Consider the following 16,887-nt stretch of genomic DNA (forward strand, 5'->3'; position numbering starts at 1 on the left):
TTGATTCATAGGTTGAAATAAATACCGTGATTTGCCCTTTTCCAGCCATGCTTCACGGATGGAAAAGCTTACTCAAATATTTATTTCAACCTATATAACTTGATACTCAGATTTTGTTTTTGGGTTGACTTCCGGCTCCGACTTATCTTTCCAATCCCGGCCCGTCCACCACTGGTACGCCGAAATCGGGCGTGCCGTCCGGCTTCCATCCCAGCCGCTGCGCCCGGGTATGCCGGTTGGGATCGGAGAGCGGATCCCCTTCGATCCGCTTATAATTGCGGGCATGGTAGATCAGCACGTCCTCCCGGCCATCCTCGCTTACGGTGAAGCTGTTATGGCCCGGGCCGTACTGGCCATTCTCCTCGGAAGTCTGAAACACCGGCCGGGGAGACTTGGACCAGGAGGCCGGATCCAACAGGTCGCTGTTCTCGTCGGCGGTGAGCAACCCCATGCAGTAATTGAAATCGGTGGCGCTCGCCGAATAGCTGATGAAGACCCGGCCGTTCTTCCGGAGCACCGCCGGCCCCTCGTTCACCCAGAAACCAATGATCTCCCAGGGATATTCGGGCTTGGTGAGCATCACCGGCGGGCCGCCGAGCGTCCAGGGGTTCCGGAGCGGCGCGATGTATAAATTGGAGTTGCCGCGGATCGCCGGATCCTGCTGCGCCCAGACCAGGTAGCGCACGCCGCGGTATTCAAAGGTGGTCGAATCCAGGGCGAAGGATTCCCACCCCGTCTTGAGCTGTCCCTTCTCCTCCCAAGTTCCCTCCAGCGGATTGGGGTTCGGATTCTCCAGCACGAAGATACGGTGGTCGAACAGGCCATCCTTCGTCTCCGCGGTCCGGGCCGCCGCAAAGTAAATATACCAGGCGTCCCCGATGAAATGGATCTCCGGCGCCCAGATATTGGCGCTCATCATCCCGGCCGGGTGTTTCCGCCAGGCCACTACCGGCGTCGCCTCGCCCAGCCCCTGAATGGTGGCGGACCGGCGGATCTCGATCCGGTCGTACTCCGGCACCGAAGCCGTGAAATAGTAATAGCCATCGCTGTGCTTGTAAACCCAGGGGTCCGCCCGCTGTCTGACGATGGGATTGGTGAATGCCGTCCGCTGCAACGCTAATCCGCTCCTTTGCCGCATAAGATACATTTGCAATGATCCAATTATAGCAAGTTCATCCAATGTTAGCAAACCCATTTCCAGGCGCGGCACGACGGCAGCAAAAAAGCCCCTGAATCAGGAGGCTTTTTTGATGACCGGCGGCGGGAGCTTCGTCCCCGGAGGGCGCCGCTCTGCCGTTATTCGTTATATTTCCGGACATTCTCCAGGTTGAGCGTCAACCCCAGGCCCGGGCCGTCGGGGATGGTGAGGATTCCGCCTTTGGGCTGCGGCGGGTCGACGAAGACGAGTTCGTTCAAGGGTTCAAAGGCCTGCAGCCGCTCGAGGAAGAGGCCGTTGGGCGCGGCGCTCACCAGGTGCATATGGATATAATCCATGCAGTGCGGCGCCAGCGAGAGGTTCCAGGCCTGGGTCAGCGCGGCGATCTTCTGCCACTCGGTGACCCCGCCGCAGCGGGCCGCGTCCATCTGGATGATGTCGGCCGCGCCGTGCTTCACCAGATCGCGCGCGCCGTACTTGGTATACTCGTGCTCCCCGGTGGCGACCGGAATATCGATGCTCGCCCGGACCCGGGCCAGGCCCTCCAGGTCGTCGGCCAGCACCGGCTCTTCAAAGAACAGGATATCCTCATCGGCCAGTTGGTGGCCGAGCCGGATCGCGGCCGCCGCCTGGAAGGCATTGTTGGCGTCCAGCATGATCCCGATGCCGCCGCCGAGCTCGCGCCGGACCCGCCGCACCCGCCGGACGTCGAGGTCGGGCCGTTTGCCGTCGGCCACGCCCACCTTCATCTTGACCATGGTGTAACCGGCGTCCACCATCCCCTGCAGCTCCTCCAGCAGCTGACGCTCGTCATAGGAGGTCCAGCCCCCGCTGGCGTAGACCGGCAGCTCCTTGCGCTCGCCGCCCAACAGTTTGTAGAGGGGCAAACCCACCATTTTGCCTTTCAGATCCCACAAGGCGATATCGATGACGCTCAGGGCGCAAAAAGCCAGGCCCTTCCGGCCGACGCCCCGGATGTAATGGAAGATCCCCTCCCAGATCGCCTCGGTCGCCAGCGGGTCCCGCCCCAAGAGCAGCCCGGCCAGATCCTTCTCAATCAGCGAACGGATGGCCGCCCCGCCGATCTCATGATAGGTGATGCCCATCCCGGTCAGGCCGTCGTCGGTATGCAGGCAAACAATGACATAGCCGAGCGAGGCCACGGTCCGGGTCGAGTCGGACGGCGAATTGGGAATCGCGGTGGAGACCAGGAATACTTCAACTTTGTCGATCTTCATCTGCAACATTCCTCCCCGGATTGCAATGACTTGGGACCGCCGGCTCGGGCGGCGCTCTTCGCCGTTGCGGCCCTTTTGATCCTCTATATTCTGCGTCATCCGGCCGAGTCCTGTGTGAAAATCACCCATTCCCCGGACAATTCGCTCCGGACTTCAGTCTTAGCCGCGCGGCGCTTCATCGCTCGGATGCGGTTGCTCCTTCCGCTCCAGCAATTCGGCCAAGCGCTCTTTCTTCCGGTAGACGGTCGCCTGCATCATTGCCACCAGCTCATCCGCCTCATCGGTCACCCGGACGGTGTAGGTCCCGAGCCTGGTGCCGCGCGACTCTTCGACGGCCTCGGCATAGAGCACTCCCTTGGCGACCGCTTTCGCGTAGGTGATCCCGGCGTTGACCGATACCGCCGCGCTCCCGTGCGAATTGGCGGCCGCAGCCAACGCCAGATCGGCCAGGGTGAAGATGGCGCCGCCCTGGACGATTCCCAGGCCATTGAGGTGTTGCGGACCGACCGCCAGCCGCGTCTGAGCCCAGCCCGGCCTGACCGCCACCAGCTCGATTCCCACCGTCTCCATGCAGAACCGGTCGTTTAAAATGGCGCGTTTCACAGTTTCCACTGCATATTCCTCCCCAACGCATTCAAATTCCGACGTTCCGTGCTGTCTTCCTTTCTAAATTGGCTGCCGCCGGCCGAATCCCTGCCCCAATCGCGCTGATTTTTCGGCATCCGGTCCAAAGCGCCATTCCCGTTTCCCGGCGAGCCATCCGCCGCTCACCTTCCCGGCCCGCCCCCGTACAACCATCGTTTTGTAATAATAATCGGAAACGTTGGGGCCAGGCTCAAGGCTTTCTATCATGGATGATAACATTTTTGAAAAAAGATAGCCGCTTTCCTTCGAGTGGCGGAAACGCATTGAAAGTGGTGCGTCCAATGGACAGGAAGCGAACCGGGTACTGAAATTTTCCGAAAAGCGGTGAGTCCAAAAGGCTAATTGGGTTTGAAAATAAAATGGTTTCGGCAAAACCCTCTCCGCATGGAGAGGGTTTTTTGAATATTGGCTCATTCGATCTTTTCCGCCTTCCCGAAACGGCTGTCCGATCATCCGGAGACCACGGCGTTTCCTCCGAAGCTCTGGGCGGAACCCGCCAAGCCCATGAAAGACCCGACGGGGTCTCCGCCGCACCTTCCCAACGCCCGGGCGGGCCCTCCCAAGGCCCCGGAGGTTCCGCCGGGCCTCCCGGAAGACCGGCCAAAGCGTTGGGAAGAGCCTCGAAAAGCTTTGGCTGCCTTTGCCTAATCTTTGACAGCGGATCTGCCGGCGCCGTTTCTTTCATCGTCGAGGGGCCGGGCCCCGGCTATTCTTCCGTTTCGGGCTGGGACGGGTTCTTTTCCTGTTCTTTGAGGAAATGCAGCGTCGACAGGCCGAGCACCATGGCCTTAAACCGGCGCGAACCCGGTTGCCGCTCCGCGGCTTCCCGGAATTCTTGCCGCTCCATGATCTCCTGAATCTCCCGTGGCAGTTCGGACATGAGCGTTTCACCCCTTCATCCCTAGGGTGCCCAAAAAATTGCTTCATCCGCAGCCAACTAAAAAGCGTCGCCTAGAGAAAGCGACGCGTTCCATCTTCAAAAAATAATTGGACTCTAACGCGGCGTGAAAACCTGCACCGCGCATTCCGGCAAGTCAAATCTTTAATTCTGCAATGAAAATTCTCTTTGGGCCGGCTTTTTAGCGCCGGCAGCGCCGACCCTTGTCGGTGGTGCCGCAGAAACAATGCCGGTGGCCTTCGTCTCGGGAGGTCTCGTCCCCAAACTCGTGAACATGCCCGGAACACATATATTTGGGCTTTCCGGTGCGGCAACGGTAGCAGTGGCTATGGCAGGAATCAGTGGAAGTGACTCCCTCCATTTTATGCTTATGGTCCCGGGTATCTTCCGCGGGCGAGGTGACTCCCCGGATGACATGACGGTGGCATTCCGTGACTTCGGTAAAAACGCAATAGGAATGAACATGATAGTTCGGATCTTCGCAACAGCACTTGTTTCCCATGATTCTCTCCCCCATATGACTTTTTAATTCATTTTATGGGAATGGGAAAAAAGTTGTTATATTCCAAGCGAATATGTTAAAAACATTCGGCTTAAGGCATTGGTGTTTCAAAAGAGCGCCTTGCGAATTTGCGGCCCGCGAATGATAAAAGCACCCGTTCTGTGCGAAGGGTACTCCAAAAACATAAAAATGCCTCACTTGCGGCAGGCTGGAAAAAAACATCGCCGGTGATCCGGGGTCATTTCACACCGGTTCCATTTCCGGCCCCTCCGCCATACGATATAGTACAAAATCCTAATCCTGGGGAGGGAACCATGAAAGAGGTATTTGAAGATCTGTGGCTGGTCATCAAGACGATCATCGAAGGCTATGTGTTTGAGCAAGAGAGTACGGGCAAAACCGGCGAGGAAAAGAAACAAGCCGTGGTCACAGCGGCCAATGACCTGATCGATTCCTTGGCCAAGGAAGCCAAGATCGCGCCGCTTCTGGTCAAGCTGATCAAGTTTCTGATGCCCTGGATCGTCGATAGTTTGGTTGCCAAACTGAACTTCGAGGGCAAGCTGAATGCGCACGCCTCCGGCACCGCTTCCGCCACGGTCGCGTGAAAAAGGCGGGCTTTTCCCGGACTTTCACCAGCCATCGGCTTTCAAGGAGCATGGAAAACCACGGCCCAACAGCCGTGGTTTTCCAATGCTCCTTTAACAGCGGTTCGCCGACCCGGAAAGCCGGATGATGTCGCGGATCACTTCTTCCAGTTTGGCCTCGGCGTATTGCGAGACCTTCCAGGAGTGGCCTTGATGGTCGAGATGGTCCAGCCCTTCCTGGAAGTATTCGAGGTATTTATGGCGGATCAGGGTTCCGAAATTGATCTTGGCCACTCCCAGCCGGATTGCGGCTTGAACCGTTTCGTCCGGCATGCCGGTGCAGCCGTGCAATACCAACGGAATAGCGGTGATCTGACGGACCGCCTCCAAAATCTCCAGGTGAATCTCGGGCTGGCCATGGTAAAAGCCGTGGGCGTTGCCGATCCCCACCGCCAGCATATCCGGGCTGCAGCCCGCCAAAAATTCCCGGACATCCTCCACCGACGCCAAATTCTTATTGGCCAGGGCCTGGCCGCCGGCATCCAACCGGACCAGCTCCCCGACCTCCGCTTCGACCGGGATCGCCAGCGCCCGGCAGAACTTGAGCACCTCATGGGTGTGGCGGATATTATCGGCGATGGACTCCGCAGAACAATCCAGCATAATCGAGGTAAAGCCGTAATGAACCGCTTGCACGCAGGTGGCAAAGGAATCGCCGTGGTCAAGGTGAATTGCCACGGGCACCGATACCTTGCGCGCCAGATATTTGGCGACTTCCGCAAACCATTCGTTCCCCGAATACGCGGCGGTGCTGACATAATGCGCCAGAATCACCGGCGAGCGCAGCTCCTCGGCGGCGTAACAGATGGCCCGGATAATATCGTAATTTCCGCCCTGGGTATTGATGGCCGGGACGGCGTAGCCCTTTTTTTGGGCGTCCAAAATCATTTCCTTGCTCGTGACCAGCATGGCAACCACTCCTTAACCTGTTAGAAAAATAATTTCATTCTATCGTTTTACGATCTCCGGTGCGCCTTCCCCGGCCTCGGCCATCTTCTGTTGCAGCTTTGCGGCCAGTCGGCCGCATACTCCCTGATAGGCCGGATTATCGATCAAATTGACCTTTTCAACCGGGTCAGCCTCCAGATCATACAAGTATTTCGGGACATACACCTCACTGCCGGAATCGTTCCAGCCGTCCTTATCCGGCGCAACCACGCCATATTTCCAGCGCCGGGTCCGAATGGCCCGGCCGACTTCCGTCTCGCTGACCTGGATCAAAACCGCATCCGGCCAGTCGACCGGTTCATCGTTTGCCAGGGGTAAAACCGAATGGCCATGCATATATCCTGGCACGGGGAGCCCGGCGACATCCAGAAGGGTCGGCGCCAGATCGATTAGACTCACCAATTGGGTCCGTACTTTCCCGCCCCTAAAACCCGGGCCCTGCATCACCAGGGGAATTCTGATGCTCGCCTCGTGACAGGAGCGTTTATACTCATCGTTGCGGGTCTTAAAATGACAGCCGTGGTCCGTGGTAAAAATGACCAGGGTCTCGTCGCGCAATCCCAAATGGTCCAATTCAGCGAGAACCCGTCCGAAATTTTCATCGATCCGCCGGCACATCCCATAATAATCGGCTAAGCTTTCCTCCCAGTCCCCCGTTCCCGGGATTAAGTCTCCGGGGACCCAAAGTTCGGTTAACCGTTCGGCATAGCCGTCCGGCGCTACAAACCGGTTCCGATCGTTCTGATGATGAGGTTCCAAAAACGACAGGTAAAGCAGGAAAGGCTGCTCCCGGGTCCGAGTACGCAAATAGTCCACGGCAAAGTCAGCGAGCGCATCCACCCGGTATTTCTCAAACCGCACGGCCCGGTTATCGGAATCGTACAGTACGCCCGCATAGGGATTGGAAGAGAATTCGAGAGCATCGGCGGCCAGCCAATATTCGTATCCGCCCCGCAGTTCCGCGGGTACGGGCCGGTCGCGGGTGATGGCCAAATGCCACTTTCCGATGTAACCGGTTTCGTATCCCGCGTCCTTTAAATAATGGGCGATGGTTTTTTCATCTTTCGCCAAGGGGATCCGGTTCCGGAAGACCCCGGTTTCCGTGCCAAATTTGCCCGTCTGAATACAGGCCCGGGCGGGAGTGCAAATCGGTTGGCACGAAAAGGCGTTTTCAAACCGGACTCCTTGCGCAGCCAAGCCGTCCAGGTTGGGGGTCAATCCCATCGGGTTTCCGTAGCACCCCACCGTATCCCAGCGCTGCTGATCCGTGAAGAAGACAATGATGTTGGGTCTGGATTCTAAAGGCATTTCCGTTTACTCCTGACGTTTTCAATATGCCGCTGACCGGCGTTGCATGATGGCAGCAACACCGATCCATTACTACTTTGTAGAAAACTTATAAATCGAGGTCGATTTGAACCATTCTCCCGGATTGAGAACCGTGGCGGGAAAATTCGGTTTGTTGGGGGAGTCCGGAAAATGTTGCGGTTCCAAACAAACACATCCGTACACTTGGTACGGTTTTCCGCCTTTGCCGATAAAACCGCCCTGCCCGTTGAGATTATTGCCTGAGTAGAATTGGATTCCCGGTTCAGTGGTGTAGATCTCCATCACCCGCCCGGAGTTGGGCTCATATAAACGGGCGGCGAAGCTTAGCTCATTGCCACTTTTTTTATGGAGTACAAAATTGATATCATATCCGGGCACCGTAGGAGTCACTTTTAACTGTGGGTAATCCTCCTTAATTTTCGCCCCAATTTTCATGCCTTTGGAAAAATCCATCGGTGTGCCCTTCACTGGAATGATTTCTCCAGTCGGAATAAACGTGTCATTTTTGGGAGTATAATAATCGGCGTTGATGGTCAGTTCATTATGAAGCACGTCGCCGGAACCTTCTCCCGCCAAATTGAAAAAAGCATGATTCGTCAGGTTGATAACGGTCGGTTGATCGGTGGTGGCTTCGTAGTCAATCCGCATTTCATTCTCGTCGGTTAGGGAATATACCACCTTCACATTCAGGTTGCCCGGATACCCTTCCTCGCCGTCTTTCGAAAAGTAGGTTAATTCAAGAGTTTTCTCATCAAGCTGGGTGGCATTCCACACCACCGTGCGGAAAGATTTGTTTCCGCCGTGAATGTGGTTGACTTTGGCATCGTTTACAGTGAGTTGATAGGTTTTCCCGTTCAACGTAAAAGAGGCGTTTCCGATCCGGTTGGCATAACGTCCGACAATCGAGCCGTAATTCGGATTGCCGGTAAGATATTGATCAATGTTGTCGTATCCCAAAGAAACATCACCCAACTGGCCTTTCCTGTCCGGAACCAGGATAGAGACGATCTTCGCCCCGAAATTGGTTATCTGAACGACCATGCCCTTTGTATTCTTCAAGGTGTAAAGAGCGACTTTCTTGCCGTCAACCACTGTCTGAAAAGCTTCCGGCTTTAGAACAACGTAATTACCGCTTGCCCCGCCATAGGCCGTGATTACGCAAATTGAAAACACGATCAAGCTTGAGATTAATAATCTAATGAAACGCTTCACCCCAAACACACCTCTCTTTCCAATTTTACCGGTAGTATGCCATTCCCAATTTACTTGCTTCTGATATCGCCTCCTGATTCCGGCCTATCATTTACGGCTGGTTTCAGACGAGTCAGCCGGTAAGCCTTATTCTTCAACCGTTGCCGCGCAACATCCCGAGCTTTATCCTTTCACTCCGCCGGCCGTCAATCCCTGGATCATGTAACGCTGGAAGAAGATGAACAGCAGGAATAGCGGGACTGTCCCGATCACCGAGATCGTCATCACCGTCGCCGAGTCATAGGACATTTCCCCCAGGTATTTCAAGGCGATCCCCGTGGAAAGCGTGCGCAGCGAATCCTTGGTAACCATGGTCAAGCATAAAACAAAATCATCCCAGGACAACAGGAAGGTGTAAATCCCGATGGCCAACAGCCCCGGTTTGGCGAGCGGCAATACGATCCGAAAAAGAATCCCCAGCCGGTTGCAACCGTCAATGGAAGCCGATTCTTCCAGCGAATAAGGAATATCGTCGAAAAAGCCCTTAATCAACCAAATGCAAAACGGCAATGCCATCGAGGTCAGGCCGAAGACCAACCCGATGGTGGTATTCAGCAAATGCAAACTTCGAAAGAGCGTATATAAAGCAATGATAATTCCGATCAGCGGAAACATCTGCGTTGAAAGCAAGGCAAACATCAAAAGTTTATTGCCTTTGAACTTGAACCGCGAAAAGGTGTACCCGGCGAAAACGGCTAACAAGATCGTGAGCGCGGTCGATAAGATCGATACCACCAGATTGTTGAGGTAGTAAATGACAAACTGCCGTTCTTGAAAGATCTTGAGGTAGCTTTCCACCGTCGGCGCCTTGGGAAACCACTCCGGCGGTATGCGGTAACTCGCCATATTCGTTTTAAACGAGGTCACAAACATCCAGTAGATGGGGAAGAGCAGGAAGACCATTAGCAGCAACAGCGCCAAATACCGGCCGATACTGATTTTTTCGCGCATTGATAACCCTCCTATTCGATCTCGTTGACTTTAAAGACTTTATCGTAGATGAAATATGTTAATAGCAAGATCAAGAGCCAAATAGTGGCTATCGCCGCCCCTTTGCCAAAATTCAAACTGACAAAGGCGTTTTTGTAACTGTAAATCGCCAGGGTCGTGGTGGCGTTCACCGGCCCGCCGCCGGTCATCGTCCAAAAGAGCGGAAATTGTTTGAAATTCATGATAATGGACATTAAAACGGTGGTCCGGATGACATTTCGTAAAAATGGCAAAGTAATATGGAGAAATGTTTTCAAACCGTTCGCCCCGTCGATCAAAGCCGCTTCATACATCTCCAGCGGAATGGACTGCAAGCCGGCCAGCAACATCAGGACCATCAGCGGCAACTGTTTCCAGACCGAAGTGATCATAATGCTCGGAAGCGCCAATTGGATGTCGCCCAGCCAGGAGACGGGCTTCTCCAGAATGTGCAATTGGACCAGGATAAAATTGACGATTCCATATTGGGTGTGGAACAGCCAGGCCCATAAGAGCGCGGTAATAATGGTGGGGACCACCCAAGGCAGTAAAATCAAACTCCGGATGAACTTTCTCCCGGCAATGCTTTTATTTAAAATAACCGCCAAAACCAGTCCCAGGCTTAACTGCACGGCCACAACCACGAACACATAGAGTAAGGTTACCCGAATCGCCGGAAGCAGGTCTCCCTCGGAAAAGATCTGGCGGTAGTTCTCAAAGTTATTCCAGAGATAATCGCCAGAGCGGGATAGCACATATTTAAAAAAGCTCATGGCAATGGACTGCACGACCGGTATGAAACAGCAGGTTGCCACCACCAGGAATGCCGGCAAAAGGGCAAAAAATATGAACAAGCGATCCTGGGTCTTTTTGCGGGTAGCATTGGCGGGGTTAAGCACGACCATCTTTTCGGTTTGCATGTTCAACCTTCCTATCAGCCGGCCAAGGGAGGGTCATCCCTCTCTTGGCCGCTAATGAAAACTTTATTTTAATACCTCTTTTAATTTGGCATCCAAATCTTTCACCACGGTTGCAGGAGCCTCTTTGCCGACGGTAACCCGTTGGGCGGCTTTGATTATCTCCAGATAAGCATCTTCCATATTCAAGTGCTGTCTTGTCACGGGGACGATCTGGCCGATGCTGCTCTTGGCCGGTTTCAAGAGGCTGTCATGCAGTTTCGACGAATCGTCCACCGATTTCCGGGCGGCGAAGAACGGCGTGTTTTTATACAGATTGATCATGGTGTCTTCGTCGGTAATGAATTCGATGAACTTGGCCGCTTCTTTTTTATGTTTGGAATCTTTAAGCACGCATAACACATGGGCATTCAAAGGACTGGCCGCTTTACCGAAAGCGGAAGCCGGCGCCGGAGCGATCCCGATCTGAGCCTTCATCGCAGGGTTGATCCCAAAGATACCGCCGGTCCCCCACGCCTGATCGAAATACATGCCGAGCCTGCCGATGGCCATCAGGTTCCGCAGATCTTTCAATTTGGCGTTATCCGGAGTATATTGATTCTCGTAAAGAGTCTTCAAGTATTTAAAAGCCTCGATATTTCCTTTGTTGTTGAGATTGACCTTCCCCTTTTTATCCCAGATGCCCCCGCCGAAACTGTACATCAGCCGGGAGATACAGCTGCCGCTGATCGGAACCAAACCGGTTGCCTCGCCAGCGCCATAAATGGGGTTGCCGTCCTTATCTTTCAGTTTGGACAGTTTGGCCGCGGCAGCCAGCAACTCATCATAGGTTTTCGGCGGAGCGTTGGGATCGAGGCCGGCTTTGGCGAATAAATCCTTGTTGTACACCAATACCCAGGGGCTGATAATCCAAGGGATTCCATATAGTTTCCCTTTTTGCCGCAGGTCGTCGAGGACGTTGGGATAAAAGTCGTTCAGATACTTGCTGCTGAACAAGCGGTTCATTTCGGCGAGGTAGCCGGAGCCCAGGTAGGAATTGACCATGGCCCGTTCCGCCTGGACCACGTCGAGCGTCTCTCCGCCGGATAGCATGACTAAGACTTGCTGTTTGATGTCACCATAAGGCAAATTCACCAATTCCACTTTGATGTTTTTGTTGGCAGCTTCAAAATCGGCCACCATCTTTTTGAATACTCCCTCGGTGGCTTTCTCGGTCGCGCCCCAGTTGGCGAACTTCAGCGTCACAGGCTTGGGAGCGGCGAAACCGACCGAACTGACGATGAAACACGCGACGAGCAATATCAGACCAAACCGGGCCATAAAATTCCGCTTCAACCTACATTCCTCCTTTTTGTTCAACAAGACAGGATATTTTGCCAAGTTAGATATCCCAGACCGAAAGTTGCCGTTCCGCGACCCCCTTTCTTTTCATCAATTCGTTATATTTGAAGATAATCCTGATAGGGTACTTTTTCCAAAGGGGTGATTCCCAACCAGGCGGCGATCTCCAACATCTCTTTGGAGTGATCTCCCAATCCGACGGCGTAATGGTGCTGCATTCGCTGGACCAGAATGGTATTGACGAGATCGCGGGCGGTTATCGGTTCCCGCGCCAGCCGCAACGCGCGCAGCCATCCCCGGCTTCCATCGTAGCTCGGTTTTTCGGGATTGAAGAACTCTCCGTCCAGGAGGAAGAGTTTCTCGCCTTCCCGGGTCAATCGCGCAATCGTGGCCGCTTCCGGCCGGTAAACCATCTCGGTGACCGGCGCCATCTCAACCATCCCCTGGCCCGGCTTGAAGCTGGGATTGCAATGCGGGTTCAGCCAAAGCCGTCCCCGCTCCGCCAGCCGTGGGGAGCCCACGCCGCAATGCCAGAACTGCACCGATTGGTCCCCCTCGTCAAAGGCGACCAAATCCATCAACACCGTGGGATCCGGCGACAATTGCCGTAATAGGAACATGCTCAGCAGGCCGTAGACGTCCCCTTCGCAAGCCGTGATCAGTCCGGCATGGTTGAGGTAGCCAACGGCCGAGCAGGCGACCATCCCCAATTCCTGGCGGAACTTGGGCCAACAATTGATGGTGAGCGCGGCGTACCCCGCTTCCCCGGCCATATCCAGCAGCGCCTTGCAGACCCGGGCGGTATTTTCTAGAGCGTTCTCCGCCAAGGGATGGATCGCGCAGGCGGAACCAGCCAGCTCTTCGAGAAGCGGCCGCACATCCGCCGAAGGATACGCCAGCGCTCTGTGTTTTAGATCGGAAAATTCGAGCTGGCGATCGATCCGCACTTGAAACCGGTCATAGACCCGGCGCTCGTCATAGTATTGGTTATCAAAGCCATCGGAGATCCCGCCGATGATGGCCATTCGGGTGTGGCGCATTTCTTTGATGGCTTGCAAAGCTCGGACGGTAATGCGAAACCGGGTCTGAAACCACTCTTCCTCCGGCCAGCCATAAAACCATTTGAAAACTCGCTTGCCGAGGTATTCCCCAAGAATGCTGGCATTCATATTCATACCGCACCAGGAGTTCTGGGGCAGCGTCCCGCTGGACTCGGTCTCGGGAATCGCCCATAATCCGAGCGCCACCGGCAGCTCGCCGAGGACCTCGATAATCTTTCCGGAGGCAAATTGAACGCTATGGACCAGCAACAGGTCGAGATTCTCGCTCTCAAGCTCTTTTTTGAAACGGCGCGCGTCATCGCCGTTGAATATCCCCGCGGTCACCGTATAGAGATCAAAATCCCACTGAACGGACAATTCTTTTAAACCGGCGGCAGTCCGCAGGTAAATCGCTTCCTTATCGCCCCGGAAATTGGGGTGCATCAAGCCCACCAAACCTATTTTCAATCGTTTCATGCCAGTCTCTCCTTAACTTGCATTCGCCTGGATTTGCAAATTGCATCCTGGCTTGTAATTAATTTTTAAATCTAATTAATTAAATTCACAAGAACCTTCCCGACCCCGACATCACTGGTTACAGCATTTTGTCAAAGCGTTCACGGGTTTAGAGTGAAAAGCACGAACGCCTCAGCGCTTTTCGCGAACCAAGCCGATTACGCTTTATCAAAATGCTATATGAGCGTCCAATTCGTTTTGGACCAGGAACTTTTGGATAGCCATGGCTCCGGCGCCGAGAATCACCAGTTCATCCCCTGCCTGGCTATGTTTGATGGGGATCTCTTCGCCGCTGAAATAGTTCTGCGTAACCGGCCGCAAAGCCGCTTGCGTGTAAGTAGTGGAATCAAAGATCGAGCCATGGAGAATAATAAGGTCCGGCGCGAACAGGTTGACCAGGTTGATCAGCCCGTAACCCATGTAGGTGCCGCCCTGGTCCATAATTTCGACGGCGGCCGGTTCACCCTGATTTCCAGCAGCCAACAATGTTCTCAACGTCTTGGAATAATCCCATTCATCGCCCCGCTTTTGCGCATACGCCGAAGTCAAGGCCCGCCCCGAGGCGAGAGTCTCCAGGCAGCCGAACTTTCCGCAACTGCAGAGCGGCCCTTCCGGCATGATGATGGTATGCCCAAGCTCCCCGGCGCCAAATTCCCGTCCCGAATACAGCTGGCCGTTTAAAATGATCCCGCAGCCGATGCCGTAGCCCACGTGGATGAGGATCAGCCGCGACACGCTCCCCCAATTGTGAAAAAAAGTGTTCTCGCCCAAAGCCATCAGCCTGACGTTGTTATCCACCGCCACCGGCAGGTCCAGCTCCCGTTCGAGCAAGGCGCCGAGGGGAAAATTGCGCCAGCCGAGATTCGGCGAATTTTTGACCAGGCCCGAAACACTATCCACGATTCCGGTGGCCCCTACGCCCAAGCCGACCAATTTTTCGGGGGGACAGTCGGCGAGTAGCGGCCTGACCGCCTGCAGCAACCGGTCAATGACTGCCCGGGGTTCTTTCTCTCGAATCTCCAGGGTTTCCCGGCGGAGCAGTTCTCCCTGCAAGTTGATCAATCCCACGGTGAGCTGGCGGATTCCCAGCTCGACTCCGAGCGCCAGTTTGGAATTGCCAAGCAGCTGCAGTTGAATCCGTTTCCGCCCGACTTGTTTCCCGGTTTCCACCCCGGTCTCTTCCAGCAAGCCCTCACGGAACAATTCATTGACCAGCACCGTGATGGTCGGAGGAGTCAAGCCGGAGATCTCGCTGATCTCCGCCCGCGAGATCGGGCTTCGCTTTAAAAGAATCTCCAAAATCTTCGAGCGATTATTTTTACGCAAATCGCCCATGTTTTCACCTTTAAGATGGTGCATTGTTCCTCCGGGCATCCATAAAGAGTAGTAGAGTAATTTTTAATTTTTTAAAAGCCATGTGATAAAGTCTTTCGAATCGGCAATTGCCTTGCAAAAAGATATCAAACGACTTTATCACTTGCTTTTCTGAGCTTTTGTGAATACCCCGGCCTTCAGACGGGGTTTATCACAACGCTTTTAAATGATTAACTGATTATTTTGTTCGCTCAGCAAATGAATTACCGCATGATACGCAACGGAGCCATGTCTAAACATGATAACTACGAAATTGAAGCCGAAGTTTTCGGACTGAACTCACCCCCGCAGTCCCCTTCTCTTTTTTACGATTTACCAGGCCTGTCTTGTCAGAAAGAGCGGGGGCGGGTAGGGTCGATCAAAATCCACCAAAAGTCGCTAGGGAGTGAGTTCGATTTATCCCTCCGTCTACTGAGTCAGTCGCTGAGCAAGCTCTCTCAGTCGTTGAGCAAGCTCTCTCAGTCGTTGAGCAAGCTCTCTCAGTCGCTCAGCAAGCTCTCTCAGTCGCCGAGCAAGCTCTCTCAGTCGTTGAGCAAGCTCTCTCAGTCGTTGAGCAAGCTCTCTCAGTCGCTGAACAAGCTCTCTCAGTCGCTGAACAAGCTCTCTCAGTCGCTGAACAAGCTCTCTAATGATTATTTTTTATTCTAATTAATTATTATCATACAAACTGAAACAGTATTTGTCAATCAAGTTTTAATCAGTTTTTTACATTGCCGAACCGGTTTTCGGGCAGAACGGGCATTTACTGTTGATTTCATTGGGTTTTGCTGCAGGGACGGTTTCCATTCAAATCTGTTACAAAAACGCTTGCAAACCTGCCAATTCATGATATGATAATGTTTGTATTAATTAATTTAAAAAACAAATAAATTCCTTGTATCGATCTCCTGCACCTTTTCAAGGAGTCAATCCTGGAAACGGAGGCATCTCTCATGGATCCCCATCTGTTCGCCCTTGACGATGCGCTCGTGATCCGGCCGGAAGCTTTTCGTAAAACCTTCCCGGGCGAGTCATGCGATCTTTTCACTCTGTCCAACGGAGCCGGGCTGGTGGTCCAGATTACCAATTACGGCTGCAAGATTGTCTCCTTGCTGGTTCCCGACCGTCACCACCGGTGGAGCGATATCGTTCTCGGCTATGATGACATCGAAACCTATCGAGACGGCAACCCCTATTTCGGCGCCCTGATCGGGCGTTATGCCAATCGCATCGCCGGCGCGGCCTTTTCATTGCATGGGACGCGGTACTCATTGGCCCGCAATGACGGACTCCATCACCTGCACGGCGGCATCCGCGGCTTCCATGACCGGATCTGGCGGGCCAGGCAGTCCGGGCCGGACTGCCTGGAACTAACGTATTTTTCCCCCGACGGTGAGGAAGGTTATCCCGGCAATCTGGAGGTTCAAGTCCGCTACCGGTTGACCCCGGCCAATGAGTTGATTCTGGAGTACAGAGCGACGACCGATCGGCCGACTGTGATCAACCTGACCAACCACTCCTTTTTCAACTTGGCCGGAGCGGGAGTCTCGACCATCCTGGACACACTGCTCACGATTAACGCCGATCGGTTTACCCCGGTCGATGAGCATTTCATCCCCACCGGACAGCTATGGGAGGTATCCGGGACGCCGCTGGATTTCCGGACTCCGGCGGCGATCGGCGCCCGGATTGATGAGGACTACTCCCAACTGCGATGGGCTCGTGGCTATGATCATAATTATCAGCTGAATAAAAACGGTTCCGAATTGAGTTTTGCCGCCCGCGCCTTTGAGCCGGTCTCCGGCCGGATCATGGAGGTTTATACCACGGAACCGGGCCTCCAATTGTATTCTGGCAATCGGCTCACCGGCCGAACGCCTTTCGTCGGAAAGGGCGGGAAACCCTACCCTCGCTATGGAGCTTTTTGCCTTGAGACGCAACGCTTTCCCGATGCCATCAACCAGCCCGGATTCCCTTCCCCGGTACTAAATCCCGGAGAACGCTATACTTCCGTCACCATTTACAAGTTTACGACGGCCGGCTAACCGATTCCCGCGGCCAACTCCATTCGGAATGCGGCCGCGGGAGAACAGTTATGCCCTCCGGGATTGAGGCTATTTACCGGGGCTCGATCCGGCCC

The 16,887-nt window shown here is 54.3% G+C and carries 17 protein-coding genes; 3 read left to right on the top strand and 14 right to left on the bottom strand.

Annotation, left to right across the window (positions count from 1 at the left end; genetic code table 11):
• Nucleotides 1-142: 142 nt before the first annotated feature.
• The 6 genes from EDC14_RS23285 to EDC14_RS23305 form a co-directional block, all read right to left on the bottom strand.
• Nucleotides 143-1,114: a glycoside hydrolase family 43 protein gene (locus tag EDC14_RS23285; protein ID WP_243663090.1), complete on the bottom strand. Its 972-nt coding sequence runs from the start codon at nucleotides 1,112-1,114 to the stop codon at nucleotides 143-145.
• A gap of 182 nt (nucleotides 1,115-1,296) precedes the next feature.
• Nucleotides 1,297-2,394 carry a mandelate racemase/muconate lactonizing enzyme family protein gene (locus EDC14_RS23290; RefSeq protein ID WP_243663091.1) on the bottom strand — a complete coding sequence of 366 codons (1,098 nt, stop codon included), beginning with the start codon at nucleotides 2,392-2,394 and terminating at the stop codon, nucleotides 1,297-1,299.
• A gap of 159 nt (nucleotides 2,395-2,553) precedes the next feature.
• On the bottom strand, nucleotides 2,554-3,006 hold the full coding sequence (locus EDC14_RS23295; protein WP_243663092.1) for a PaaI family thioesterase: 453 nt from the start codon (nucleotides 3,004-3,006) through the stop codon (nucleotides 2,554-2,556).
• Between the two features lie 54 nt (nucleotides 3,007-3,060).
• Entirely contained in the window at nucleotides 3,061-3,492 is a 432-nt protein-coding gene (locus EDC14_RS23300; protein ID WP_132016948.1) for a hypothetical protein, read from the bottom strand.
• 253 nt (nucleotides 3,493-3,745) lie between these two features.
• Nucleotides 3,746-3,919 (bottom strand): hypothetical protein, encoded by a 174-nt coding sequence (locus tag EDC14_RS26950; protein WP_165908264.1) that lies wholly within the window; start codon nucleotides 3,917-3,919, stop codon nucleotides 3,746-3,748.
• 199 nt (nucleotides 3,920-4,118) lie between these two features.
• Nucleotides 4,119-4,439 (bottom strand): YmaF family protein, encoded by a 321-nt coding sequence (locus tag EDC14_RS23305; protein ID WP_165908265.1) that lies wholly within the window; start codon nucleotides 4,437-4,439, stop codon nucleotides 4,119-4,121.
• 314 nt (nucleotides 4,440-4,753) lie between these two features.
• Between EDC14_RS23305 and EDC14_RS23310 the strand changes: the two genes are divergently transcribed.
• A complete protein-coding gene (locus tag EDC14_RS23310; RefSeq protein WP_132016953.1) occupies nucleotides 4,754-5,044 on the top strand; it encodes a hypothetical protein in 291 nt (96 codons plus the stop codon).
• Between the two features lie 93 nt (nucleotides 5,045-5,137).
• Here EDC14_RS23310 and EDC14_RS23315 read toward each other — a convergent pair whose 3' ends face one another.
• The 8 genes from EDC14_RS23315 to EDC14_RS23350 form a co-directional block, all read right to left on the bottom strand.
• Nucleotides 5,138-5,992: a class II fructose-bisphosphate aldolase gene (locus EDC14_RS23315; protein WP_132016955.1), complete on the bottom strand. Its 855-nt coding sequence runs from the start codon at nucleotides 5,990-5,992 to the stop codon at nucleotides 5,138-5,140.
• Between the two features lie 39 nt (nucleotides 5,993-6,031).
• Complete coding sequence (locus EDC14_RS23320) at nucleotides 6,032-7,339, bottom strand: sulfatase family protein (RefSeq protein ID WP_132016957.1); 1,308 nt, start codon at nucleotides 7,337-7,339, stop codon at nucleotides 6,032-6,034.
• Between the two features lie 72 nt (nucleotides 7,340-7,411).
• Nucleotides 7,412-8,581, bottom strand: a complete 1,170-nt coding sequence (locus EDC14_RS23325; protein ID WP_243663093.1) for an aldose epimerase family protein — start codon at nucleotides 8,579-8,581, stop codon at nucleotides 7,412-7,414.
• A gap of 153 nt (nucleotides 8,582-8,734) precedes the next feature.
• The gene (locus EDC14_RS23330; RefSeq protein WP_132016959.1) at nucleotides 8,735-9,562 is read right to left on the bottom strand and encodes a carbohydrate ABC transporter permease; all 828 of its coding nucleotides are present in this window, start codon (nucleotides 9,560-9,562) and stop codon (nucleotides 8,735-8,737) included.
• 11 nt (nucleotides 9,563-9,573) lie between these two features.
• The gene (locus EDC14_RS23335; RefSeq protein ID WP_132016961.1) at nucleotides 9,574-10,500 is read right to left on the bottom strand and encodes a carbohydrate ABC transporter permease; all 927 of its coding nucleotides are present in this window, start codon (nucleotides 10,498-10,500) and stop codon (nucleotides 9,574-9,576) included.
• Between the two features lie 63 nt (nucleotides 10,501-10,563).
• A complete protein-coding gene (locus EDC14_RS23340) occupies nucleotides 10,564-11,832 on the bottom strand; it encodes an ABC transporter substrate-binding protein (RefSeq protein WP_132016963.1) in 1,269 nt (422 codons plus the stop codon).
• 104 nt (nucleotides 11,833-11,936) lie between these two features.
• A complete protein-coding gene (locus EDC14_RS23345) occupies nucleotides 11,937-13,355 on the bottom strand; it encodes a hypothetical protein (RefSeq protein WP_132016965.1) in 1,419 nt (472 codons plus the stop codon).
• 207 nt (nucleotides 13,356-13,562) lie between these two features.
• The gene (locus EDC14_RS23350; RefSeq protein WP_165908266.1) at nucleotides 13,563-14,753 is read right to left on the bottom strand and encodes an ROK family transcriptional regulator; all 1,191 of its coding nucleotides are present in this window, start codon (nucleotides 14,751-14,753) and stop codon (nucleotides 13,563-13,565) included.
• Nucleotides 14,754-15,212: 459 nt separating this feature from the next.
• Between EDC14_RS23350 and EDC14_RS23355 the strand changes: the two genes are divergently transcribed.
• Nucleotides 15,213-15,416: a hypothetical protein gene (locus EDC14_RS23355; RefSeq protein ID WP_132016969.1), complete on the top strand. Its 204-nt coding sequence runs from the start codon at nucleotides 15,213-15,215 to the stop codon at nucleotides 15,414-15,416.
• A gap of 284 nt (nucleotides 15,417-15,700) precedes the next feature.
• Nucleotides 15,701-16,792, top strand: coding sequence for an aldose epimerase family protein (locus EDC14_RS23360; protein WP_132016971.1), 1,092 nt, complete (start codon nucleotides 15,701-15,703; stop codon nucleotides 16,790-16,792).
• Nucleotides 16,793-16,887: the final 95 nt, after the last annotated feature.

The sequence above is a fragment of the Hydrogenispora ethanolica genome (assembly GCF_004340685.1).
GTDB lineage: Bacteria > Bacillota > UBA4882 > UBA8346 > UBA8346 > Hydrogenispora > Hydrogenispora ethanolica.